Annotated in this window: 18 protein-coding genes; 13 read left to right on the plus strand and 5 right to left on the minus strand. The window is 63.4% G+C overall.

Annotated features, from left to right (window positions below; translation table 11 throughout):
• Window positions 1-233: 233 nt before the first annotated feature.
• Entirely contained in the window at window positions 234-524 is a 291-nt protein-coding gene (locus RBB42_RS14275; RefSeq protein WP_305971328.1) for a DUF2218 domain-containing protein, read from the minus strand.
• A 103-nt stretch (window positions 525-627) separates the two neighbouring features.
• Here RBB42_RS14275 and RBB42_RS14280 point away from each other — a divergent pair, with 103 nt between their 5' ends.
• Genes RBB42_RS14280 through RBB42_RS14295 form a run of 4 tightly spaced genes read left to right on the plus strand, consistent with a single transcriptional unit; the run spans window position 628 to window position 4,182 of the window.
• Window positions 628-1,536: a siderophore ABC transporter substrate-binding protein gene (locus RBB42_RS14280; protein WP_371931808.1), complete on the plus strand. Its 909-nt coding sequence runs from the start codon at window positions 628-630 to the stop codon at window positions 1,534-1,536.
• 3 nt (window positions 1,537-1,539) lie between these two features.
• Window positions 1,540-2,484 carry an iron chelate uptake ABC transporter family permease subunit gene (locus RBB42_RS14285; protein ID WP_305971326.1) on the plus strand — a complete coding sequence of 315 codons (945 nt, stop codon included), beginning with the start codon at window positions 1,540-1,542 and terminating at the stop codon, window positions 2,482-2,484.
• Window positions 2,477-3,424, plus strand: a complete 948-nt coding sequence (locus RBB42_RS14290) for an iron chelate uptake ABC transporter family permease subunit (protein WP_305971325.1) — start codon at window positions 2,477-2,479, stop codon at window positions 3,422-3,424. Before RBB42_RS14285 ends, RBB42_RS14290 begins: the two co-directional genes overlap by 8 nt.
• Entirely contained in the window at window positions 3,421-4,182 is a 762-nt protein-coding gene (locus RBB42_RS14295) for an ATP-binding cassette domain-containing protein (RefSeq protein WP_305971324.1), read from the plus strand. Before RBB42_RS14290 ends, RBB42_RS14295 begins: the two co-directional genes overlap by 4 nt.
• 377 nt (window positions 4,183-4,559) lie before the next feature.
• Here RBB42_RS14295 and RBB42_RS14300 read toward each other — a convergent pair whose 3' ends face one another.
• Window positions 4,560-5,426, minus strand: a complete 867-nt coding sequence (locus RBB42_RS14300) for a HalD/BesD family halogenase (protein WP_305971323.1) — start codon at window positions 5,424-5,426, stop codon at window positions 4,560-4,562.
• 135 nt (window positions 5,427-5,561) lie between these two features.
• Window positions 5,562-6,248: a TetR family transcriptional regulator C-terminal domain-containing protein gene (locus tag RBB42_RS14305; RefSeq protein ID WP_305971322.1), complete on the minus strand. Its 687-nt coding sequence runs from the start codon at window positions 6,246-6,248 to the stop codon at window positions 5,562-5,564.
• Window positions 6,249-6,425: 177 nt separating this feature from the next.
• On the opposite strand from RBB42_RS14305, the gene RBB42_RS14310 reads away from it, so the two are divergent.
• From RBB42_RS14310 to RBB42_RS14335, 6 genes are all read left to right on the plus strand, one after another.
• Entirely contained in the window at window positions 6,426-7,253 is an 828-nt protein-coding gene (locus tag RBB42_RS14310) for an ABC transporter permease (RefSeq protein ID WP_371931807.1), read from the plus strand.
• Window positions 7,250-8,047 carry an ABC transporter permease gene (locus tag RBB42_RS14315; RefSeq protein ID WP_305971321.1) on the plus strand — a complete coding sequence of 266 codons (798 nt, stop codon included), beginning with the start codon at window positions 7,250-7,252 and terminating at the stop codon, window positions 8,045-8,047. Before RBB42_RS14310 ends, RBB42_RS14315 begins: the two co-directional genes overlap by 4 nt.
• Before the next feature lie 16 nt (window positions 8,048-8,063).
• Complete coding sequence (locus RBB42_RS14320; protein WP_305971320.1) at window positions 8,064-9,197, plus strand: ABC transporter ATP-binding protein; 1,134 nt, start codon at window positions 8,064-8,066, stop codon at window positions 9,195-9,197.
• A complete protein-coding gene (locus tag RBB42_RS14325) occupies window positions 9,194-10,249 on the plus strand; it encodes an ABC transporter substrate-binding protein (protein ID WP_305971319.1) in 1,056 nt (351 codons plus the stop codon). Before RBB42_RS14320 ends, RBB42_RS14325 begins: the two co-directional genes overlap by 4 nt.
• A gap of 64 nt (window positions 10,250-10,313) precedes the next feature.
• The gene (locus RBB42_RS14330; RefSeq protein WP_305971318.1) at window positions 10,314-12,371 is read left to right on the plus strand and encodes an oxidoreductase; all 2,058 of its coding nucleotides are present in this window, start codon (window positions 10,314-10,316) and stop codon (window positions 12,369-12,371) included.
• Window positions 12,372-12,381: 10 nt separating this feature from the next.
• Complete coding sequence (locus RBB42_RS14335; protein ID WP_305971317.1) at window positions 12,382-13,584, plus strand: aromatic ring-hydroxylating oxygenase subunit alpha; 1,203 nt, start codon at window positions 12,382-12,384, stop codon at window positions 13,582-13,584.
• Between the two features lie 13 nt (window positions 13,585-13,597).
• Here the strand turns inward: RBB42_RS14335 and RBB42_RS14340 are convergent, their stop codons facing one another.
• Window positions 13,598-14,500, minus strand: coding sequence for a LysR substrate-binding domain-containing protein (locus RBB42_RS14340; RefSeq protein ID WP_305971316.1), 903 nt, complete (start codon window positions 14,498-14,500; stop codon window positions 13,598-13,600).
• A gap of 31 nt (window positions 14,501-14,531) precedes the next feature.
• Window positions 14,532-15,824, minus strand: coding sequence for a M24 family metallopeptidase (locus tag RBB42_RS14345; protein ID WP_305971315.1), 1,293 nt, complete (start codon window positions 15,822-15,824; stop codon window positions 14,532-14,534).
• 280 nt (window positions 15,825-16,104) lie between these two features.
• Here RBB42_RS14345 and RBB42_RS14350 point away from each other — a divergent pair, with 280 nt between their 5' ends.
• From RBB42_RS14350 to RBB42_RS14360, 3 genes are all read left to right on the plus strand, one after another.
• Window positions 16,105-16,884, plus strand: a complete 780-nt coding sequence (locus RBB42_RS14350; RefSeq protein WP_305971314.1) for a (2Fe-2S)-binding protein — start codon at window positions 16,105-16,107, stop codon at window positions 16,882-16,884.
• Window positions 16,881-20,303, plus strand: coding sequence for a molybdopterin cofactor-binding domain-containing protein (locus tag RBB42_RS14355; protein ID WP_305971313.1), 3,423 nt, complete (start codon window positions 16,881-16,883; stop codon window positions 20,301-20,303). Before RBB42_RS14350 ends, RBB42_RS14355 begins: the two co-directional genes overlap by 4 nt.
• Before the next feature lie 112 nt (window positions 20,304-20,415).
• Complete coding sequence (locus RBB42_RS14360) at window positions 20,416-21,555, plus strand: FAD-dependent monooxygenase (protein ID WP_305971312.1); 1,140 nt, start codon at window positions 20,416-20,418, stop codon at window positions 21,553-21,555.
• Window positions 21,556-21,614 lie beyond the last annotated feature (59 nt).

The following is a 21,614-nucleotide window of genomic DNA, read 5'->3' on the forward strand; positions in this document are numbered from 1 at the left end:
AGGACGGGCAGCAGGCCGCCGCCCTCTTCGTGCAGACATATGCCTTGCAGGCTGATACCGGTCAGGGCCGTGCGGCGAGCAACGGTCTGACAACCCGGGGGAATGGCGCGCCGGTGGTATTGGTGCCTTTCCCATCCTGTAGGCGCTGCGCGCCAGCTGCTTCGCCCTGTAACGTCCAGGTCCAGGGGCGCGGCAAGCGGTCTAACGGCGCGCCTTGGCTCGTTCTGTGCCGCTCAGGTGTTCGCCCAGGTCATCGTCTTGAACCCCTCGCGAAAGGCGAACCGTTCAAGATGGCTGTCCACGACGCCACGCGCGCGTTTAAGTCCTGCCTCGTCAGGGCCGGAAATTTCGATGTGCAGGCAGGTGTCGGAGGCCCGAAGGAGGCAGGGCCCGGAGGGCAACTGCGCCTGTCCCCGGGTGTCGTCGTAGTCGACCTCGACCTTGTGCGCGAAGTGTTTGCACAGTTGTTTCAGATACTTGCTGGCGTTGGTTGTCTCGAACAGGCCGGTTTGATGCAGTGTCATTTCGCAATCCCGATTAATTCAGTCGGAAAGACCTTGCATCCTCTTTGCGACCTTGTCTAGAACCCCGGCAGAAATCCTGACTGTATTGATAGGAAATGCCATGATGCGCGCAGCTGCCCTTGCCACGATTGCCGCCGTTCTGACCTTGCCGCTGCCCGCGCTGGCCGAGCAGGTCACGATCCAGACCGCCACCGGCCCTGTTGCGCTGGAGGGCGCACCGGAAACGGTCGTCGCCTTTGACGTGCCCGCCATCGACACGCTGGAGGCGCTGGGCGTTCGGGTTGCCGGCATTCCGGCGCCGCATTTCGTGAGCTACCTTGATGATGTTGCGGAACAGGCCAAGGTTGTCGGATCGCTTTTCGAGCCCGATTTCGAGGCTCTGGCCATCATGGCGCCGGACGTGATCATCGCCGGTGGCCGCTCTTCGGCACAGGTCGAGCCGCTGTCCAAGGTCGCGCCGACCGTCGACATGACCATCTGGGGCGGTGATGCCGTCGGGCAGGTCAAGGCAAGGCTGGCCGCCTATGGCGCGCTGTTCGGCGTCGAGGACAAGGCCGAGGCGCTGGCATCGGAACTGGACGCAAAGCTGGCAGAGGCGGAGGCGACCATTGCCGGCAAGGGCGATGCGCTGATCGTGCTGACCAATGGCGGCAAGGTATCGGCCTATGGCGCCGACTCGCGCTTTGGCTGGCTGCACCGGGCTCTGTCGCTCCCCGAGGCGTTCCCGGATCTAACTGCGAAAACCCACGGCGAGGCGGTCTCTTTCGAGTTCATCGCCGAGGTCAACCCGGACTGGATCCTTGTCATCGATCGCGGAGCGGCCATCGGCCAATCGGGCGAGGCCGCGGCCGCAACGCTGGACAACCCGCTGGTGGCGGGAACCAAGGCCGCGCAGACCGGGCAGATCGTCTACCTGGACAGCGGTCCGCTCTACATCTCGGGCGGCGGCATCCAGTCGATGATGATCACGCTCGACGAAGTGATCGCGGCGTTTTCGGACGGTGAAAGCTGAACCGTGACACGCTGGATCTGGGGCGGCGCTGCGCTGATCGCATTGGTGGCGATCAGCCTGTCAATCGGCGCGGCCTCTCTGTGGACATCGGATCTTGGCTCCGGCTGGCTGATCGCGGTCAGCCGCTTTCCCCGTACGGCGGCAGCCATCCTTGCGGGGGGCGGGCTGGCCTTGGCCGGGGTGGTGGTTCAGCAGGCGGTGCAGAACCGGTTTGTCGAGCCCGGCCTGTCCGGCACGCCGGAGGCCGCGATGCTGGGATTGCTGGTCATCACCCTCTGGGCGCCGGGCGCCGCGCTCTGGATCAAGATGGCGGTTGCGGCCCTTGCGGCAATGGCGGGCACCGCTTTGTTCCTCAAACTTGCCGCGCATGTTCCCCGCAGTGATCCAATGCTCTTGCCCCTTGTCGGCTTGATCTACGCCGGCATCCTTGGCGCGGTCGTGGTCTGGATTGCCTGGTCGGTGGACCTCATGCAGTACCTGGGCGTCTGGCAGATGGGAGAGTTCTCGGGCGTCGTGCAGGGCCGCTATGAGCTGCTCTGGGGGATCGCCGTGCTGGCCGCGCTGCTATACACCTTGGCGGACAGGATCACGATCCTGGGCCTTGGTGCCGATGCCGCACGCTCTCTGGGGCTGGACTATGGGCAGACCGTCGCGCTGGGCCTTGCAGTGGTGGCGGCGATCACCGCGCTGGTTGTCGTGACCGTTGGCGCCTTGCCCTTTGTCGGACTGGTCGTGCCGAACATCATTTCGCGGCTCTGCGGGGACAACCTGCGCCGGAACCTGCCTGTGGTGGCGGTCTGTGGCGGCGGGGCGGTGCTGGCGGCGGATATCGTCGGTCGCTTGGTGCGCTTTCCCTACGAGGTGCCGGCGGCGACGATCTTTGCCATCGCGGGGGCCGCGGTCTTTCTCTGGCTGCTGCATGCCGCACCGAAAGCGGGCAATGGCTGAGCGTCGTCTGATCCTGCTGGCGCTGGTGCTTGTCGGGGCCTCGGCGGCGTTCCTGCTGTGGAACCTGCGCGGCCCGACGGGCTTTATCCTTGGCCTGCGCGCGACCAAGCTGGCGGCGCTGTTGCTGGTGGGCTGCGCGGTGGGCATGGCCACTGTGCTGTTCCAGACAGTCGCCCAGAACCGCCTCCTGACACCGGGGATCGTCGGGTTCGACGCGCTCTTTGTCACGCTGCAAACCGCGCTGGTGCTTGGGCTTGGCGGGCTGGGGGTTGCGCAGTTGCCGCCCCTGGCAACCTTCCTGGCCGAGGTCGCTCTACTGGTCGTGGCTGCGCAGGTCCTCTTCGGCCTGCTGTTGCGCCGTGGTGCCGGCGATCTGATCCGGATGATCCTCACGGGTGTGATCCTGGGGGTCATGCTGCGGGGGCTGGCGGGCTTGATGCAACGGCTGTTGGATCCGTCCGAATTCGCGGTGGTGCAACAGGCCATGTTCGCCTCATTCGGGGCCGTGGACCGGGGCTTGCTGGCGATCGCGGCGGCACTTTTGGGAGTTGCCGCACTGGCCGCCCTGCGCCTGGCGCCCCGGCTGGACGTGGCCGGGCTGGGCCGGGTTCGTGCGCGGACGCTGGGGCTGGATCATGACCGGGTGGTGAACCAGAGCCTGATGCTTGTTTCGGTTCTGGTCGCGGTCTCGACCGCGCTTGTTGGCCCGGTGACCTTTCTGGGCCTGATTGCGGCCAGCCTGGGCCACGCGATGATGCAGACGTACCGCCACGCGGTGCTGTTGCCGGCCGCTGGCATGACGGGTGCGCTTTTCCTTGTTGCGGGGCAGTTCCTGTTCGAGCGGGTCCTGGGGATGCAATCGACGCTTGCGGTGCTGATCGAGTTCCTTGGAGGCCTCCTGTTCCTTGCACTGATCCTGAAACGGAAAGGACGGACATGATCGAGATTGACGATGTCAGCCTCAGGGTGCGCGATACCGGCATATTGCATGGCATCGCGGCGCAGGTGCCGCGTGACGGGATCACGGCGCTGATCGGGCCAAACGGTGCGGGCAAGTCCTCGCTACTGCATCTGTGTGCCGGTCTCACGACGCCGAGCGCCGGACGGATCGTCCTAGACGGCGAGGATGTCCATCGCATGGCACACCGCGACCGGGCGCGGCGGATCGCCGTTCTGACGCAGGCGCAGGCCCTGACCAGTCGGCTGACCGTCAAGGACCTCGTCTCCTTCGGTCGCTGGCCGCATCACCAGGGCAGGCCAAGGGACGAGGATCGCCAGATCGTCGAGGAGGCCCTGCGCCTTTTTGACCTGCTGGGGTTGGCGCCGCGCCAGGTCGAAACCCTGTCAGGCGGTCAGAAGGCAAGAGCCTTCACGGCGATGGCCTGGGCCCAGTCCACCCCCTGGTTGTTCCTCGACGAACCGCTGGCGGCGCTGGATCCGCGCTTTGCGCGGGACCTGATGGCGCAACTGCACGTCATGTCGCGTCCTGGCCCCGAGGCGCGGGGCGTCCTGATCGTTGTCCATGACCTCAATGCGGCGGCGCTCTGGGCCGACCATGTTCTTGCGCTGAAGGACGGAGGCGTCTTCGCAGCCGGCCCGGCGGCAGAGGTCATGACCCCGCCACGTCTCAGCACGCTTTTCGACACGGGCTTTGGCGTCGTGGAGACAAAGCGCGGCCGCCTGGTCTATCCCGAGTGATTGTGCCAACCGGCCCGGCCATTCAGGCAAAACCCGGGGCGGCAGTGTCAGGTTCTCGGTCCAGGCGGCCTGGCTAAGAAACGCGGTTGCTAGCAAGCCTTGCCCGCGGAACGCATTCGCAACACGGTTTCATCGTGCAGAAATGCGCGAAACCAATTGGTTGCAGCGCATTTGCCGCAACTGGCGCAGATCTCCCTGGCGAGGGCCGTGTCCATTCCGGGATCGCCCGTCATCCCCTGCAGCGCGGCAAGGGGCCGCCCGCAGGCAGAGCGCGGAAATGCACCTGGCTCGTCTGCGGTTTTGACTTTGTCTCGTGCGTGTTCTTCAGCTGCGCGGGGTTCGAAGCTTTCGGTTCGTTCCGACATTTTCCCGACCTCTTACCCGTTCAAGCCGTCGTCGTTCTTCGCGGATGACGCGTGCTCACCGGTGACACGGCCGAAAATCTGTTTTGTTTTCTCAGGATTCCCGAGGCGCCCTGGCTCGCGCGAATAGGCAAAAATCACGGTGTGCCGGTCTTGCGAACCACGAATGGTGGACACGCGGTGCAGGGAGTATCGGCCGAAGAAGATCTGCAGATCGCCAGCGCGCAGGTCGAGAAATTTCACCTGGCTTTCGTCACCTTCCAGAACCGCGCCTACCTCGTCGTAGTTCTCGCTACCGGGGCGACGAATCTGCGGGCAGTAGTCAAAGCTGCCACCTTCATCCGGTGGCTGCGTCAGCAGGGTGACGATGAATTCGTTGCTGTCGAAGTGCCAGCCGTGGCCTGTTCCGGGCTTCAGCACGTTCACTACGAGTTGCGCCAGCGGATCGCCGAACTCGTGGATTTCTACGAGTCCGAGGCAGGCACCAACGAAGCGGCGAAAATCGGCGTCGTGATAGAGTTGCCGGATCTGTGCCGTGTCCGGAATGAAGTCTCCGGCGACGAATCCGTTGTCGCGTTTGACTTCTACGCGCCGTGGGTCGCCCTCCGGATGATCCGGGTTCGGTGTGTTGCCATAGACGGTGGCGCGAGAAGAGGTGAAATGTGCCTTTGGCGCGAGGCCGGCGGTTTCTTCGGCCAGGGCAGGCAGCGCATCGGGGCGGATCAGTCCGCGCAGCACGCAGCACCCGTCGTGTTCCAACGCCTCTCGCGCCTCCGTGACGCGCAGGCGGTAGGTGGCGCTGTCGGGATCTCTGAGCGGGAAGCGTTCGGTATCAACGCAACCGAGCGCATCGACGTCTGTCTTGGCGATTGTCTCTTGCATGGGATGCACCTTTCAAGGCTGTGGCGGACCTTTGCGGGGCTTTGGGCCCGCTGGTCCGCATGATTGACAGCGCAAGGGTGCGGCGGTGTGGTGCCCGGTCCAATTGAAATCAATTTCGGGGGCCGGGAATTGAATTCATGCGGGGTGGTCGCGCAGTGCTCCATTCAGTCCGAAATGATTGGGAAAGAGGCCCGAAAGAAAGCGGAAGATGATGCGGCAAGCCTGCTCGCGGTCGAAAGCGTCCTCATGCAGGAGGTAGTCGGTCCACATGCCCTCCAGAAAGGCCAGTGTTCCGTGTGTGGCGTCACGCGCCGTTTGCGAAGGGTCGCCAACTTTTTCCGCACGGCAGATGTTTGAAAAGGCCTTCATCAGCAAAGCGCGCAATCGGTCGTCACGGGTATCGCTGAAAGACTGTATCGACTTGCGCTCGCGGGCCTCTCCGCGGAACGCGTACCAGATGCTGACATTGTAGCCGTTCAGGATCGACGGGCTCATATCCGACCGGATCACCGCCTCGACCGTTTCTTGCGGCAGCGCCTCGGGCCCGGTCTCTTCGAGCAGCGCATAGAGATTGTCGAAATACTGGTTGCTCGCATGGGCGATGGCGGCCTCGATCAACCCGTCCTTGCCGTTGAAATGGAAATGGATCAGCCCGCGGGAAAGTCCGGCCCGTTCGATGATGGTGCTGACCGAGGTTCTGGCGATTCCGAGTTCGGCCACGCAATCGAGCGTCGCCTCAATCATTGCCAGACGGTTGCGTTCGCGCAGCTGTGCCCGGCGTCCACCGTTGTTGTCTGACGGGTCATGCGAACTTTCTGTCATGCCAAGCTCCTCGTTTCGCCGCATTTTTGCGCTTTCTGGGCGCCGAAAACAAACATGCCACGCAGTCCTATTGACAGCTAGCATCCTTGTCGTCATTTTTAATTGGACAATCGTCCAAATTAAATCCGATGGTCCGGGAGTATCATGATCAGACTTAGGTCAGAGGCATCGCGCGGCATGGCGCTCAGCGCGCCGGCGACGCTCTACGTCGGGCTGCTTGTCGCGGCGCCGCTGGGCATTCTGGTGGTCTACAGCTTCTGGTCGCAAACCTACGTCAGCATCGACCGAAGCTTTACTTGGGAAAACTACAGCTCAGCGCTGACGGACCCATTGGTGCGGCACCTGCTTGTTCGGTCCGTCTGGATTGCGGCGCTGGTTACGGCGGCGACAGTGGTCCTCGCCTATCCGATCGCGTATTTCATTGCGTTCCGCACACGCTACAAGACTCTTTGGCTGCTGCTGATCACCATTCCCTTCTGGACCAGCTATCTGCTGCGGGTTTTCTCCTGGAAACTGATCCTTGGGTTTAACGGGCTCATGAACAGCGCGCTGATGGCGCTAGGCTTGATCGACGAACCGCTTGAATTTCTGCTCTACAACGAATTCGCGGTTGTCCTGACCCTTGCGCACGCCTGGGCGCCCTTTGCGATCATGCCGATCTACGTTTCGTTGCAAAAGATCGACCCGAGTCTGCTCGAAGCCGCAAGCGATCTCGGTTGCTCGAAAATCGAAAGCTTCCTGCGCGTGACGCTGCCGCTGACCGTGCCGGGGATCATCGCGTCATGCCTGATCATCTTCATTCCGACGGTCGGAGACTATGTGACGCCGGCTCTCGTCGGCGGATCGGACGGCAAGATGATCGCCAACCTGATCCAGGTTCAGTTCGGCGCTGCCAACAACTGGCCGCTGGGGGCCACGCTCTCGCTGCTGGCCATGGTTTCGGTCGGGCTGGTGGCCGGCGGCTTTGTCGTGGTGTCGAACCTGATGGCAAGGAGGATCAGATGACCCGGCTTGTCCGAAATTTCCCCGGCCTGACGACCTATGCGGTGTTGTACCTGGTCTTCCTCTATGTGCCGGTGCTTCTTCTGCCGCTCTTCTCGCTCAACGACGGGACGATCGTCGCCTTTCCGATCAAGGGGTTCACGCTGAAATGGTATGCGGAACTCGTCGGGCAGGAGGCGCTTCTGCAATCGCTGGTGAACAGCCTTATCGTGGGAGGGGTGACGGCATTGCTTGCCACGTCGCTTGGTATGTTTGCGGCGCGTGCCTATGTGCGCAACCGTTTCACCGGGCGCGAATTCTCCGAAGCTCTGGTCATGCTGCCGCTGGTCGTGCCGGGCATCATCGTGGCCTCTTCGTTCCTCGTCCTGTTTCTGTCCATCGGTCTGAAACCCTCGCTGACTGCAGTTATCCTGGGCCACACCTTCCTGACTGTGCCCTTTGCCGTTGCGATCATGAAATCGGCCTTCGACGAGTTCGATCCCGCACTGGAGGAAGCGGCCTATGATCTGGGCGAAACGGTGTTCGGTACGTTCCGGCGCGTGACGGTGCCGATCGTGGCGCCGGGCATCGTGGCCAGCTTTCTGGTCACGTTCACGGTGTCGTTCGACGAGTTCATCCTCGCGTTTTTCCTGGGCGGCGATCAACCCACGCTGCCGGTCTACATCTGGAGCCAGATCCGGTTTCCCGCCAAGTTGCCGAATACGCTGGCGCTGGGTTCCTGCCTGTTGGCGTTTTCCGTTGTGTTGCTGGTCACCGCCGAATTTTTTCGCCGCCGCTCGGCCAAGTCCGGGTCATGAAGGGGAAGCATAATACATGATAGACGACCCGATCATCCATCTCTCCGGTGTCGACAAGCGCTTCGGCACCTTCAAGGCGGTCGACAAACTCGACCTCAAGCTGAAAGCGGGTGAGTTCTTTTCGCTTCTTGGGCCGTCCGGTTGCGGCAAGACAACGGCGTTAAGGATCATTGCCGGTTTTCAGGAGCCAACAGCCGGGACGGTGCGCATTGACGGTCAAGACATGGCCGGGATCCCGGCCAACAAACGTCCTACCAACATGGTCTTCCAGAGCTACGCGATCTTTCCGCATCTAAATGTCGGGCACAACGTTGGCTTTGGTCTCGTGAAGCAGGGCTTGTCGCGCCAGGCACGACGGGACCGTATCGCCGAGGCGCTGGAGATGGTCGAACTCGGCAGGATGGAGAACCGCAAGGCCGATCAGCTTTCGGGCGGACAGCGGCAGCGCGTGGCGTTGGCCCGGGCGCTGGTGATGAGACCGAAGGTGCTGCTGCTCGACGAGCCGCTTTCGGCGCTGGACAAGAACCTGCGCGAGGCGATGCAGCTTGAACTGCGCGGGCTTCAGCAGTCCATCGGGATCACCTTCGTGATGGTTACGCACGACCAGTACGAAGCCATGACCATGTCCGACCGGATTGGCGTCATGTTCAACGGTCGACTGGAGCAGGTGGATGCGCCTGCAACGCTTTACGCCCGACCCGCCAATCGCGACGTGGCGGCCTTCATCGGTGGCATGAACTTTCTGCCGGCCCGGAGTGCAGACCAGTCCGGTGAGACGATCGCGGTCGAGTTGCCCGGCTTTGGCAAGATCAAGATCCAGCGCAATGCCAACGTGACCAAACGCGGCAGCGGGCTTCTCGTAGGCATCCGGCCCGAACAGCTCGACATCTCGCGTGAGCGGCCCACGGATTACGATGCGACACTGGAGGCGAAGGTCGAGAACGTCGCCTTCTACGGTGAGAGCGTGCACTACCATGTCCGCGCCGAGGGCGTGCCAAGCACAATCGTCGTCGCGGTACCCAACTATTTCCACACCGTCGATTTCAATCGTGGCGACACGGTTTTCATCGGCGTGCAAAGCGCCTCGGTCATCGACCTTGGCAACGACAGCCAAACGCAAAACATCGAGAACGGGGAGTTCACCACATGACACTTTCGGCACCCAGACTAAGCGCCTTGGCCTGCCTGCTGGCTGGCGCCGCACATGCCGAAGGCGGCGATCTGACCGTCTTTGACTGGTCGGGCTACGAGGATCCGGGTTTCTTCGGGACCTATGTCGAGAAATACGGAGAGGCCCCGACGTATTCCTACTTTGGCAGCCAGGATGAGGCCTTCACCAAACTGCAATCCGGTTTCGAGGCCGATCTGGCCCACCCCTGCACCGATGCCACGCGGAAATGGGCGGCGGCAGGGATCATCCAGCCGATCGACACATCGAGGCTCGACAACTGGGACGCCATGTTGCCGACGATCAAGGAGATGGACGGTATCTCTTTCGACGGGGAAACATGGATGGTGCCCTTCGAGTGGGGCAATACCGGCCTGATCTACCGGTCCGACCAGATCTCAGAGGCGGAAATCTCGCTTCAGGCCCTCACTAATCCCAAGTACCGGGGCAAGGTCGCGATCCCCGACGGGGCGGCGTCGGCCTACGCGATGGCGGCCCTGGGGGCGGGTGTTGCGGACAACTACACCGACATGAGCGACGAGGAATTCCGCAAAGCCTCGGACTTCCTGCGGGCCGTGCATCCCAACGTGCGTTTCTACTGGTCCGATGCGGGTCAGCTCGATCAGGCGCTGGCCTCGGGCGAAGTGACCATGGGCTGGGCCTGGAACCAGACCGAACTCAACCTGATCTGGAATGACGTCCCGGCGCAGATGATGCGTGGCGAGGGCAAAGGCATCGCCACCTGGGTCTGCGGCTATGTCCACATGGCGAACGCCTCTGCGACCGACGAGCAGGTTTATGACATGCTCAACGCCCTCACTCAGGCGGAAAGCGGCAAGTATATCATCGAGAACTGGGGCTATCCGCATTCCAACGCTGACTCGTTCGACATTTCCGACCAGGACATGATCGAGACCTACGGTTTCGATGACCCCAAGGCGCTTTTCGACAACAGCCTGTTCTTCGACGCCGTCGACCCGGAACTGGAAGCCAGGATGCTGCAGGAATTCGAGCGCATCAAGGCAGGCTTTTAATCCTGTCCTGAAAACCGGGGGCGGTGATTCCCCCCGTCTCCTATCGCAAGGAAGGAATGCGCCAGTGAAACGCGCAGACGCTTATGACGTGCTTTTCGAACCTGTCCGCATCGGACCTGTGACCGCGCGCAACCGTTTCTATCAGGTGCCCCATTGCAATGGCTTGGGGCATCTTCGCCCGCGCGCCGAGGCCGCGTTGCGCGGTATGAAGGCCGAAGGCGGTTGGGGGGTGGTCTGCAACCAGGAGACCGAGATCCACCCGACCTCGGATCTCGCTCCTTACGCCGAGGGGCGCCTCTGGGATGACCGCGACGTGCCCGCATTGCGGCTGATGACCGAGGCGGTTCACCGTCATGGATCTCTCGCCGGGATCGAATTGGCCCATAACGGCAACCATGCGCCGAACCTTTTGACGCGTGCCCGTGCTCTGGCGCCGGTTGATACCATCCTCGAGGCGGGCTTCGCGCCGCAGGCGCGCGCGATGGACAAGCAAGATCTGCGCAACCTGCGCCACTGGCACCGCAACGCCGCGCGCCGGGCCAGGGACGCGGGTTTCGACATCATCTACGTCTACGCCGGCCATTACATGACCGTGGCACATCAGTTCTTGCTGCCCCAGTACAATGATCGCAGTGACGAATATGGCGGCAGCCTGGAAAACCGTGTGCGTCTGACGCGCGAGTTGCTCGAAGACACTCTGGACGTGGTCGGCGGCGAAAGCGCCGTTGCCTTCCGCTTTGCCATCGACGAGATGCTGGGCGCCGATGCAATGCAGGCCGAGGAGGAAGGCCGCGCCGTGGTCGAACTGTTGGCCGAACTGCCCGACCTTTGGGATGTGAACGTCGCGGGTTGGAAAAACGACTCCCAGACGACCCGGTTCCAGGCCGAGGACAGCTACCAGACCCGCTATCTGGAATTCGTCAAGAAAATCACCTCGAAACCCGTGGTCGGCGTCGGGCGCTTCACGTCGCCTGACACGATGGCGGCGCTGGTCCGCAGGGGCGTACTGGACCTGATCGGCGCCGCGCGTCCGTCAATCGCCGACCCGTTCCTGCCGAAGAAGATCGAGGAAGGTCGGATCGACGAAATCCGCGAATGCATCGGCTGCAACATCTGCGTTTCCGCCGACATGCAGGGGGTGCCGATCCGTTGCACCCAGAACCCGACCATGGGCGAGGAATGGCGCCGCGGATGGCACCCCGAGACGATCGAAAGCACGGCCGACGAACAAGCCGCGCTGGTGGTCGGTTCTGGACCCGCCGGGCTGGAATGCGCCATGCAGCTTGCTCGGCGCGGCTGTCACGTGACGCTTGCCGAAGCTGGGCGAGAGTTGGGCGGCCGGGTCCGGAGGGAAGCCGGGCTCGCAGGCCTGTCTGCCTGGGGCCGGGTGATGGACTATCGCCTGAACGATCTTCGACAGCGGGCAAACGTGGATATCTTTCTCGACAGCGAACTCGGCGCGGAGGACGTTCTGGAACTCGGCGTGCCGAATGTCTTTGTCGCAACCGGATCGCGTTGGCGGCGGGATGGCCGTGGCCGGACCGCCAGGCATGGCATCGAGATCGCCGCTGATGCCACGATACTGACACCTGACGATATCATGGACGGCACCCAGCCAGTGCCCGGGCCGCTGGTCATCTATGACGACGAGCATGGCTATCTCGCCGGAGTTCTGGCCGAGCAACTCGCCGGATCGGGCCACTCAATCACCTTCGTGACGACGGCGCACCTCGTCTCGCCCTTCACCGAGTTTACTCTTGAACAAGAACGGGTGCAGAAATCCCTGATCGAAAAGGGCGTGACGATCGTCACCGCGCAGGCCGTAGAGCGTATCGAAAAGGGCGTCTGCCACCTCGCGTGTGTATATTCCGGACGTCAGACGAGGCTCGAAGCCACCACCACGCTGCTGGTGACACAGCGCGAGCGTGTCCTGTCGCTCTACGATGCTCTTCTCGGTCAGGCCGGCCTGTCCCATCTCGAACTCATCGGTGACGCCACTGGCCCGGGGTTGATCGCCGATGCCGTCTATTCCGGACACAAGGCCGCCCGGGATTTCGGACGCGACCGCGATGCAGTGGAAATGGACTTCTTCCGCCGCGAAACGACAGCCCTAGTAGGATGAGGTAATCACGATGACGCAACACCTTGAGGCACTCGCCCGCCTGATCCAGGACTACCAGAATGGTTTCGCCCTGCCGCGTGACTTCTACACCTCGCAGGATGTTTTCGACCGTGACATCAGCGCATATTGGAACCGAAGCTGGGTCTGGGCTGGTCACGCCAGCCAGATTCCCGAACCCGGCGACTACTTCCTGCTGGAATACGGCCCGGAGTCGATCATCGTGGTCCGGGACCGCGAGGGCGAGGTGCGCGCGCATCTCAATGTCTGTCGCCATCGCGGCTCGCGAGTCTGCGTCCAGCAGGAAGGCAAGGCGCGGCTCTTTGTCTGCCCCTATCATGCCTGGACCTACGAGCTTTCGGGCAAGCTGCGTTCCGGGCGGTCGATGGGCGAGGGGTTCGATCCGGGCGAGTACGGTCTTTTGCCTGCACGGGTGATCGTGTTCCAGGGCATGATCTTCGTTTGCGTCTCGGAAGATGCGCCGCCGATCGAGGCGGGGCTGGAAAAGCTCGCTCCCCTGACCGCGCCTTTCGGGCTGGAGAACCTCAAGGTGGCTCACAAGAAGGTATACCCTGTGCCAGCCAACTGGAAGCTGGCGCTGGAAAACTACATGGAATGCTATCATTGCGCGCCCTCGCATCAGGAGTATGCCAAGTCGCACACGCTCAAAGCGCCGCATGAAATGGAAAAACTGATCGAGCCGCTGCACGAGCGTTCGCGCAAGATCGGCCTTCCGACCCAGGAACTGGACGAAACCGGCTCATCCGCGCCGGCACCGGGGGCGGATGTCTATTACCGGCGTTATCCGCTATACGACGGCTACCAGACGGGCAGCCGGGACGGCTCGCCGCTTGCGCCGCCACTCGGTACCCTGACGGGCTTCGACGGTGGTGCGACTGACGTACAGGTCGGCGCACTCAACAACTTTCTCATCTATTCCGACCATGTCGTGGGCTATCGTTTCCTGCCGCGCGGGTTGCAGGAAACCGATATCGAGCTGATCTGGCTTGTGAGCGAAGATGCCGAAGAGCAGAAGGATTACGTCACCGACGACCTGACGTGGCTGTGGCACGTCACCTCGCTCGATGACGAGCGGATCATCCGCCACAATCAGGAGGGTGTGAATTCGCACCATTTCCGTCCGGGTCCGCTGGCCGAGATGGAATGGGGAATCACCGGCTTCTACGAAGGTTATCTGGATATGATCCGGCCCTGACGGCGCCTGCGCTTCAACGATTGTCGCGCGGCGCGCTGACCTGCGAAAGAAGCCACGCCCGGAACCTCTTGGCCGCCGGGCGGGTGTCCGATCTCTCGGGAGCGATCAGGTAATACGAGGACGCGGTGGCCTGTTTGTGCTGCAGCGGGAATACCAGTTGCCCAGCCTCGATCATCCCGTCGGCAAAGGGCCGCCGCGCCATGGCCACGCCCAGTCCCTCGGCAGCCGCCTGCAGGGCTTGCGAGCGGGATTCGAACTCCAGTTGCGGCTTGGTTTCCTGGGTGCGCACTTTGGCGCCTCTCAGCCAGTCCTGCCATTCTTCCCGCTTCGAGGCGCAGCCGATGAGGCAATGGCTCAGGAGGTCCGACGCGGTTTCGATCGGACCCGATGACTTGAGATAGTCCGGCGCGCAGATCGGCGCGATATCCTCGGCGAACAGCTCGTCGGCGATGAACTCTTTCGGCGGCGTGTCGGAACAGACGATGGCAATGTCGATGTCGCTGCCGCTCAGCGAGCGCTCCCCATCGGGGGAGACGATTCTTACCGAGATGTCGGGATTGGACGACCGGAAATCAGCCAGCCGGGGGATCAGCCAAAGCTGTGCAAGCGACGGGTAGATCTGGATCGTGAGGCCGCCCTCGTCGCGGGCGGCCATCAAACGTCGGGTTCCGGTGTCGATCCGGTCAAGCGCTGCGCTCAGGTCGCCGCGGTAGGCTTGGCCCTCTTTCGTCAGGCTTAGGCCATGCGGCTCGCGCAGAAAGAGCTTCATGCCCACGAATATCTCCAGCGCCTTCACCTGGTGGCTGACGGCGGATGGCGAGATCAGCAGCTCATCGCTTGCATCCTGTAGCGTGCCTTTCCTCGCAACCGCCTCGAATGCACGGATCGATGCGAAGGGGGGGAGGCGTCTGTTCACCGCGAATATCCTCCAAGCTGCCGGACACTGTTCAAATTTCGCGGCTCAGGAGACGCTCGTCAAACGGGTAATGCGACATGGGCTGCAGCCCGCTGTCGGTAACCAGGAACTGGTCTTCGAGCTTCACGCCCTCGCTGCCGCCCGGCTCGCCGATATAGCTCTCGACGCTGACGACCATCCCGGTTTCCAGTGTCCCATCTCCGGTATAGCGGTCCAAATCGCAGCCATGCGCGATAATTGGCTTCTCGCCGTGCATGCCAACCCCGTGGATGATCGATGGATAGCGCAGGTCAAAGAACCTGTCGGGGATCTTCCAGGCCTTGTCAGCGATCTCTCGAAAGGACATCCCGGGTTTGGCGATCGACGCGTTGTGCTGGATCTGCTCCCAGGCCATCTTGTACAGCGACTTCTGGTATCCGCTCGGTCGTCCCGGGCCGCAGAAAAAGGTTCGCGAAATATCGGCGTAGTAGCCGTTCACGCCGATGGTGTCGGTATCTAGCGCCAGCAGTTCGCCGGGGCGCATCCGCCGTTCGCCCGCCTCGTTGAACCACGGGTTCGTCTTGGGACCGGAACTCAGCAAACGGGTCTCGATGAACTCGCCCCCGCCCATCAGCACGCCGTGATACATTTCGGCGAAGAGCTCGTTCTCGCTCACGCCCGGGTCCATCTTTTTCTCCACGTTCCAGACGGCGGTTTCGACCGCGGACATGCTGAGGGCGAGGCAGGCGACTTCCTCCTGCAACTTGATCCGTCGCGTGTGCAACATCATCTGCAGGCAATCTTCGACCTCCAAGCCCTCGGCCTGCAGCGCCATGGCAAGCGTGTAGGAACAGCGGTCCATGCCGACGCGCTTGCCCTCTCCGACGTCGCAGCGCATCAGCGCGGCGATCTCCTCGGCGAAGGGTTTCAGAACGTCCCGGTCGCGACCGTTCACCGAGGCGAAGACCACCTTGGACTCGCGGCTGTCGTCGATCGTTTCAAGCCATGTCGAGATATGCGCGCTGCCCGGGTATTCGAAAAGGATCACGTCGCCTTCGCGCGGAATGTAGATGTACCGCGTGGAGTTGCGCAGGAAATACCCGAACATATTGCGCGACCCGGTGGCGTAGCGCTGGTTGTACGGGTCGAAGAGCAGGACGGCGTCCAGATCGTTGTCCCGCATCATCTCGCGCACCCGGGCCAGCCGCTTCTGCCGTAGCGCCCTCTCGTCGAAATCGCGCGGGATGGTGTCGATGGGCGAGTTCGAACGATTCGGCACCTTGGACGACCCGACGTCGATTTCGACGCGGTCGGGGGCTTCTCGCAGATTGGGGTGATCTTGCATGTTTGCATACCTTCTTGTCGTTGCACCTGCCCCGGTTCTTGGCGGCCGGGAACACCGCCAATGGTGCAATCCAGCGTCTGCCGGGCAGGGGCGGACGTGCATCCGGCCTTGAAGGTGAGTTTGAAGGGGGTTTGATCCAATTGAATTAAATAGCGGTGAGCTCAAAGGAATTCAGGGCAGGCAGCAGGTTGGGTTCGGTCGGCTATTGCTCTGCCCCTGATAGGTGAACCGTTGGAACCTGGGGTTTCGGCCAAGCTTTCCTGGCGGCGAGAGGGAATGCATGACAGCATCGACGTCCGCGGAAGCGCAGCAAGATGCTTACCTGTTCGTCCAGCGAGGAAATGCCAGTTCCTTCTTGGGCGTTGTAGCAGCCCTGCTGGCAACGGACCTGACCCCAAAAGCCCCAATGGGCGCTGCATCATTTTTGGGCGCCAAAGTATTTTGCGCTGAAACCCTGAGCGCAATGTCCGGCCTTTTGCCGAAAAATTTGACTTTTCGACACAGATTGTTTGTATACACTCAAATTTGCCCTGTTCTCGACCCCGATCCAAGACGCACCAGGAAAGGACGCCCCGTGACCACCGATGCCCTGTCTTTCACCTTGAACGGCCAGACCGTGACCTGCGAGGCCAAAGGCACGGCGCTTGACCTGCTGCGAGAGGAATTCGGGCTGAACGGGCCGAAATATGGCTGTGGCATGGGGCAATGCGGCGCCTGCACCGTGCTGGTTGACGGCGAAGTCGCGCGTTCCTGCGTGCTACGCGCCCGCCGCTTGCAGGGGCGGTCAGTATTGACGCTGGAAGGACTGGCGGGGCCGGAGGGGCTGCACCCGGTTCAGTCGGCATTTGTCGAAAATCAGGGCGCGCAATGTGGTTATTGCCTGAACGGCATGGTGATGACGGCGGTTGCCCTGCTCGAACGCGACGCAGAGGTCAGTCGGGACGACATCCGGCAGGCACTGCGCGACAACCTGTGCCGCTGCGGCACGCACCTGGAAATCCTCGACGCGGTGGAACAGGCGGCGCGCGTGATGCTCGCCAAGGCGGAGCAGGCGGCATGACCGGGCTGGTTTCCGTCTTTGAGGACCGTCCGGAAGGACGGATCAACCATGTCCAAATCGGTGCCGACGGCGCGGTCACGGCGTTCAACGGCCATGTCGATCTGGGAACCGGGATCGAAACGGCACTTGCGCAGATCGTGGCCGAGGAACTCGACGTGCCGCTCGACGATGTGCGGATGGTGCTGGGCGATACTGCCGAAACGCCGAACCAGGGGCCGACGATCGCCTCCGAGACCATCCAGATCGCCGCGCTGCCCTTGCGGCAGGCGGCGGCGCAGCTGCGGCACTGGCTGGCAGGGCAGGGGGCGCGGCGCCTGAACGCCCCGGCGGACGGGGTGATGCTACGCGATGGTGCGGTCCACTGGAAGGACACGCAGGTCAGCTATGCCACGCTGGTCGCTGGTCAGGACCTTGCCATGCGGCTGGACGGGGCCGTCCCGGTCAAGGAAGTCGCGGACTATCGGCTGGTCGGTCAACCGATGGGCAAGCGCGATCTGCCGGCCAAGGCGGTTGGCGACTTCTCCTACATTCAGGACGTGCGCGTGGATGGCATGCTGCACGGACATGTCATCCGCCCGCCCTATGCCGGGCGCGACTCCGGCGAGTTCGTCGGGCGCGGGCTGAAAGGCTACGACACGGCGGCGATTGCCTCGCGGCCCGGATTTGTGGCCGTGGTTCAGGAAGGCGACTTTCTTGGCGTCGTGGCAGAGACCGCGCAGCAGGCGCGCGCCCTGGCCGAGGCGCTGCCAGTGGACTGGGCGGTGCCCCCGGCCAATCCCGACCTGAAAGACCTGAAACACGCGCTGAAGGACGCGCCGTCGACGCCCCGTGCGCTCGACCGCAGCGGCGATTTCGAGCAGGGGATGGCGGAGTCCGACACCCGTCTCGCGCGCACCTATGTCTGGCCGTACCACCTGCACGGCTCCATCGGGCCAAGCTGTGCCGTGGCGGACTGGAACGGCGGTCGAGCCATCGTCTGGTCCGGCACGCAGAACCCGCACATGCTGCAGGGCGACCTCGCCAATCTCGTCGGGCTGGCCCCCGCAAGCGTCGAGATCAAGCGCTATCAGGCGGCGGGCTGCTACGGGCGCAATTGCGCCGACGACGTCTGCGGCGACGCGCTGCTGATGGCGCGTGCTGTCGGGCGGCCCGTTCGTGTGCAACTGACCCGCGCGCAGGAGACGCTCTGGGAGCCCAAGGGCGCGGCGCAGCTCATGGAGGTCTCAGGCGGGCTACGGGAGGGCGCGCTGCATGCCTATAGCCTCGACACCTGGTATCCGTCCAACCGGGGCCCGAACCTGGCGCTGTTGCTCACGGGGCGCATTTCGAACGAACCGCGCCCGAGCGACATGGGCGATCGCACCACTGTGCCGCCCTACCGCGTGCCGAACAAGCGGATCACCGTCCACGATATGGCCCCGCTGGTGCGGGCCGCCTGGATGCGCGGTGTCTCGGCGCTGCCGAACACCTTCGCCCATGAGAGCTATATCGACGAGATGGCGCATGAGGCGGGGGAGGACCCCGTCGCGTTTCGTCTGAAGAATCTTGACGATCCGCGCGCCCGCGAGCTGGTTGAAAAGACCGCCACGGCGGCTGGCTGGGAACCGGGCACGGGGCCAAGGCTGACGCGCGACGGGCGCATGGCCTACGGGCGCGGCTTTGCCTATGCCACCTATGTCCACGGTACCTTTCCGGGGACGGCGGCGGCGGCGGCGGCCTGGGTCTGCGACGTCACCATCGATACGTTGACGGGCGAGGTCACGTTGACCCGCGTCTTCGTCGGGCAGGATCAGGGGTTGGTGATCAACCCGGCAGGTGTCACGGCGCAGATCAACGGCAACGTGATCCAGACCGCCAGCCGGGCGCTGACCGAAGAAGTGGTCATCGATGCCATTACCCCCGCACCGCAGAGCTGGGCAAACTACCCCATCGACACCTTCGACAAGGTACCGGAAATCCGCTCGATGCTGATCGAGCGTCCCGAAGACCCGGCGCTTGGCGTGGGCGAAAGTGCGGCGGTCCCCGCTGCTGCCGCGATTGCCAACGCGATCTTCGACGCGACCGGCGTGCGCCTGCGCGAGGCCCCCTTTACGCCCGACAAGATGCGCGCCGGGCTGGCAGAGGTCGGTGGCCTTGCCGAACTGCCTGCGCCGGTCGCGCTGCCCGTGGCAAAGCGGTCGCGGCTGAAATGGCTGGCAGGGGTGGCGGGCGCGGTGACGCTTGGCGCCGTTGCGATGCCCATGGCCCGCGCGATCCCGCCGCAGCCGGCGCCGCTGGCCGCGACCTTCTCCGCCGAGACATTGGAGCGCGGGCGGCAAGTCTTTGCGGCGGGGGATTGCGCCGTCTGTCACACCGCCGAGGGCGGTGCCGCCAACGCCGGCGGCCGCGCGATGGAGACCCCTTTCGGCACGGTCTACACCACCAACCTGACGCCCGATCCCGAGACGGGGCTTGGAAACTGGAGCTTTGCCGCCTTCGACCGCGCCATGCGTCACGGGATCAGCCGCGACGGCCACAACCTGTACCCGGCCTTCCCCTACACGTCTTTCGCCAAGATCGACGGAACGGACATGCAGGCGCTTTACGCCTATCTCCAGACGCTCGACCCGGTGCGGGCCGAGACGCCGCGCGCGCAAATGGTCGCCGGGACCAACCTTCGGCCCGTGAATGCGGCCTGGAACATGATGTTCCATGACGCGTCACCCTTCCAGCCCGCGCCGGAACAGTCGCCGGAGTGGAATCGGGGCAAGTACCTGGTCGAGGGCGCGGGCCATTGCAGCGCCTGCCATGCGCCGCGCAACGTGCTTGGGGCAGAGACGGGCGTCATGAGCGGGGCCGAGATCGACGGCTGGTTCGCGCCCGCGCTGGAGACCACGATGCAGGGCTGGGACAAGGCGTCGCTGGTGGCCTATCTGCGGAACGGCCATGCGCCGGGGCGGGCCGTGGCCTCCGGCCCGATGGCCGAGGTGGTGGCGAGCCTGAAGGATCTGCCCGATACGGACATCTCTGCCATGGCGACCTATCTCGCCGATATCGGCGGCAGTGCGCCGCTGCCGGAGGTCGTCCAGCCCGAACTGGTGCCGGGGCAGGGGTCGCGACTGTTCCGCTCGGCCTGCGCAAGCTGCCACGAGCCGGGCCTGCCGGGGCTGACCTCTGCGCTGGAGCCGTTGACCCATTCGGCAGCGGTCCGCGCTCCCTCGCCACAGGCGCTGCGGACGTTGATCGCGGGCGGCATCGAATCGCCCGAGGCTCTGGACCTGCGCGACATGCCGGGATTTGGCGATGAACTGTCCGCGGCGCAGATCGACGCGATCATCGCCTATCTACGGGCCCGTTATGCCCCGGACCTGCCAAACTTTGACGGGCTGGAAGCGGCGCCTGTCGCCCGCGTGATGAACTTTCAGGCGGCGGCGGAATAAAAATGTCCTGTTCATGCAGAATTTTTCGACACCGTTGCGACAAACAGATGACTCGGCCATTATTGTTGGTGTACAAACAAGTTTATCGGAACTTTGATACAAGGAAAACAGCATGACCGTCGAACGGATCGACATTGCGGTGATCGGCGCGGGGCTGGGCGGTGCGGCAGCGGCTGCGCTGCTGGCGGATGCCGGCTTCTCGGCGCATACCTTCGAACAGGCGCCCGAGTTCAACCGCCTGGGCGCGGGCATTCACATCGGCCCCAACGTGATGAAGATCTTCCGCCAGATCGGGCTGGAAGACACGCTGGCCAGGATCGGCTCGCACCCGTCACACTGGTTCTCGCGCGATGGCAACACCGGGGAATACCTGTCGGAAATCCCGCTCGGCGATTTCGCCCTGAAGGAATACGGTGCGCCCTACATCACCATCCACCGCGGCGACATGCACGCTGTTCAGATCGAGGCGCTGGATCCGTCCACCGTGCATTTCGGCTACAAGCTGACCACGCTGGAGGAACGCGACGACCATGTGCTGCTGACCTTCGAGAACGGCAAGCAGGTCCAGGCGGGGCTGGTCGTCGGTGCCGATGGCATCAACTCGAAGATCCGCGAAGTGCTTCTGGGCGTGGAAAAGCCGCGCTTTTCCGGCTGGGTCGGGCACCGCGCCCTGGTCAACATGGACAAACTGCGCGCCACCGGCCTCGAATACGAGCGCTGCGTGAAATGGTGGTGGGAACAGTCGCGCCACATCATGGCCTACGCGACCAAGAACGACGCCAGCGAATACTACTATGTGACCGGCGTGCCGGTGGACAGCTGGGAGCATGAGGCCTCTTTCGTCGACAGCTCGCGCGAGGAGATGGAGGCGATCTTTGGCGGGTCGCACAAGATGGTGCAGGGGCTGATCGACGCCACCGAGGAGGTCACCAAGTGGCCCTTCTGGAACCGCGATCCCATGGGCCTGTGGTCGCGCGGTCGCCTCGTGATGATCGGTGATGCCTGCCACCCGATGCGCCCGCATATGGCGCAGGGCGCCTGCATGGCGATCGAAGATGCCGCCGTCCTGACCCGCTGCCTGTCGCTGACCGGCGTTGCGGGCTATGCCAATGCCTTTGGCATGTACGAAAATACCCGCAAGGAGCGTGCCACCAAGGTGCAGACAATTTCCAATGCGAACACCTGGCTCAAGGAGCCCGAAGACCCGGCCTGGGTCTATGCCTACGACCCGATGACCGCCGAACTGGCGTAACGGAGTGGTCGGGCGGAGAGGCCCGGCTTCCACGACGAGGATTGGTCGCGGCAAGCGGC

The organism is Mameliella sp. MMSF_3455 (genome assembly GCF_030733205.1).
Taxonomy (GTDB): Bacteria; Pseudomonadota; Alphaproteobacteria; order Rhodobacterales; family Rhodobacteraceae; genus Antarctobacter.

Excerpts from the sequence above, each read along its gene's own strand:
- RBB42_RS14305 (WP_305971322.1), bottom strand. The coding sequence starts at position 6,248 with ATGACAGAAAGTTCGCATGACCCGTCAGACAACAACGGTGGACGCCGG.
- RBB42_RS14315 (WP_305971321.1), top strand. The coding sequence starts at position 7,250 with ATGACCCGGCTTGTCCGAAATTTCCCCGGCCTGACGACCTATGCGGTG.
- RBB42_RS14335 (WP_305971317.1), top strand. The coding sequence starts at position 12,382 with ATGACGCAACACCTTGAGGCACTCGCCCGCCTGATCCAGGACTACCAG.
- RBB42_RS14350 (WP_305971314.1), top strand. The coding sequence starts at position 16,105 with ATGACAGCATCGACGTCCGCGGAAGCGCAGCAAGATGCTTACCTGTTC.
- RBB42_RS14290 (WP_305971325.1), top strand. The coding sequence starts at position 2,477 with ATGGCTGAGCGTCGTCTGATCCTGCTGGCGCTGGTGCTTGTCGGGGCC.
- RBB42_RS14275 (WP_305971328.1), bottom strand. The coding sequence starts at position 524 with ATGACACTGCATCAAACCGGCCTGTTCGAGACAACCAACGCCAGCAAG.
- RBB42_RS14280 (WP_371931808.1), top strand. The coding sequence starts at position 628 with ATGCGCGCAGCTGCCCTTGCCACGATTGCCGCCGTTCTGACCTTGCCG.
- RBB42_RS14300 (WP_305971323.1), bottom strand. The coding sequence starts at position 5,426 with ATGCAAGAGACAATCGCCAAGACAGACGTCGATGCGCTCGGTTGCGTT.
- RBB42_RS14295 (WP_305971324.1), top strand. The coding sequence starts at position 3,421 with ATGATCGAGATTGACGATGTCAGCCTCAGGGTGCGCGATACCGGCATA.
- RBB42_RS14325 (WP_305971319.1), top strand. The coding sequence starts at position 9,194 with ATGACACTTTCGGCACCCAGACTAAGCGCCTTGGCCTGCCTGCTGGCT.
- RBB42_RS14360 (WP_305971312.1), top strand. The coding sequence starts at position 20,416 with ATGACCGTCGAACGGATCGACATTGCGGTGATCGGCGCGGGGCTGGGC.
- RBB42_RS14320 (WP_305971320.1), top strand. The coding sequence starts at position 8,064 with ATGATAGACGACCCGATCATCCATCTCTCCGGTGTCGACAAGCGCTTC.
- RBB42_RS14310 (WP_371931807.1), top strand. The coding sequence starts at position 6,426 with ATGGCGCTCAGCGCGCCGGCGACGCTCTACGTCGGGCTGCTTGTCGCG.
- RBB42_RS14355 (WP_305971313.1), top strand. The coding sequence starts at position 16,881 with ATGACCGGGCTGGTTTCCGTCTTTGAGGACCGTCCGGAAGGACGGATC.
- RBB42_RS14345 (WP_305971315.1), bottom strand. The coding sequence starts at position 15,824 with ATGCAAGATCACCCCAATCTGCGAGAAGCCCCCGACCGCGTCGAAATC.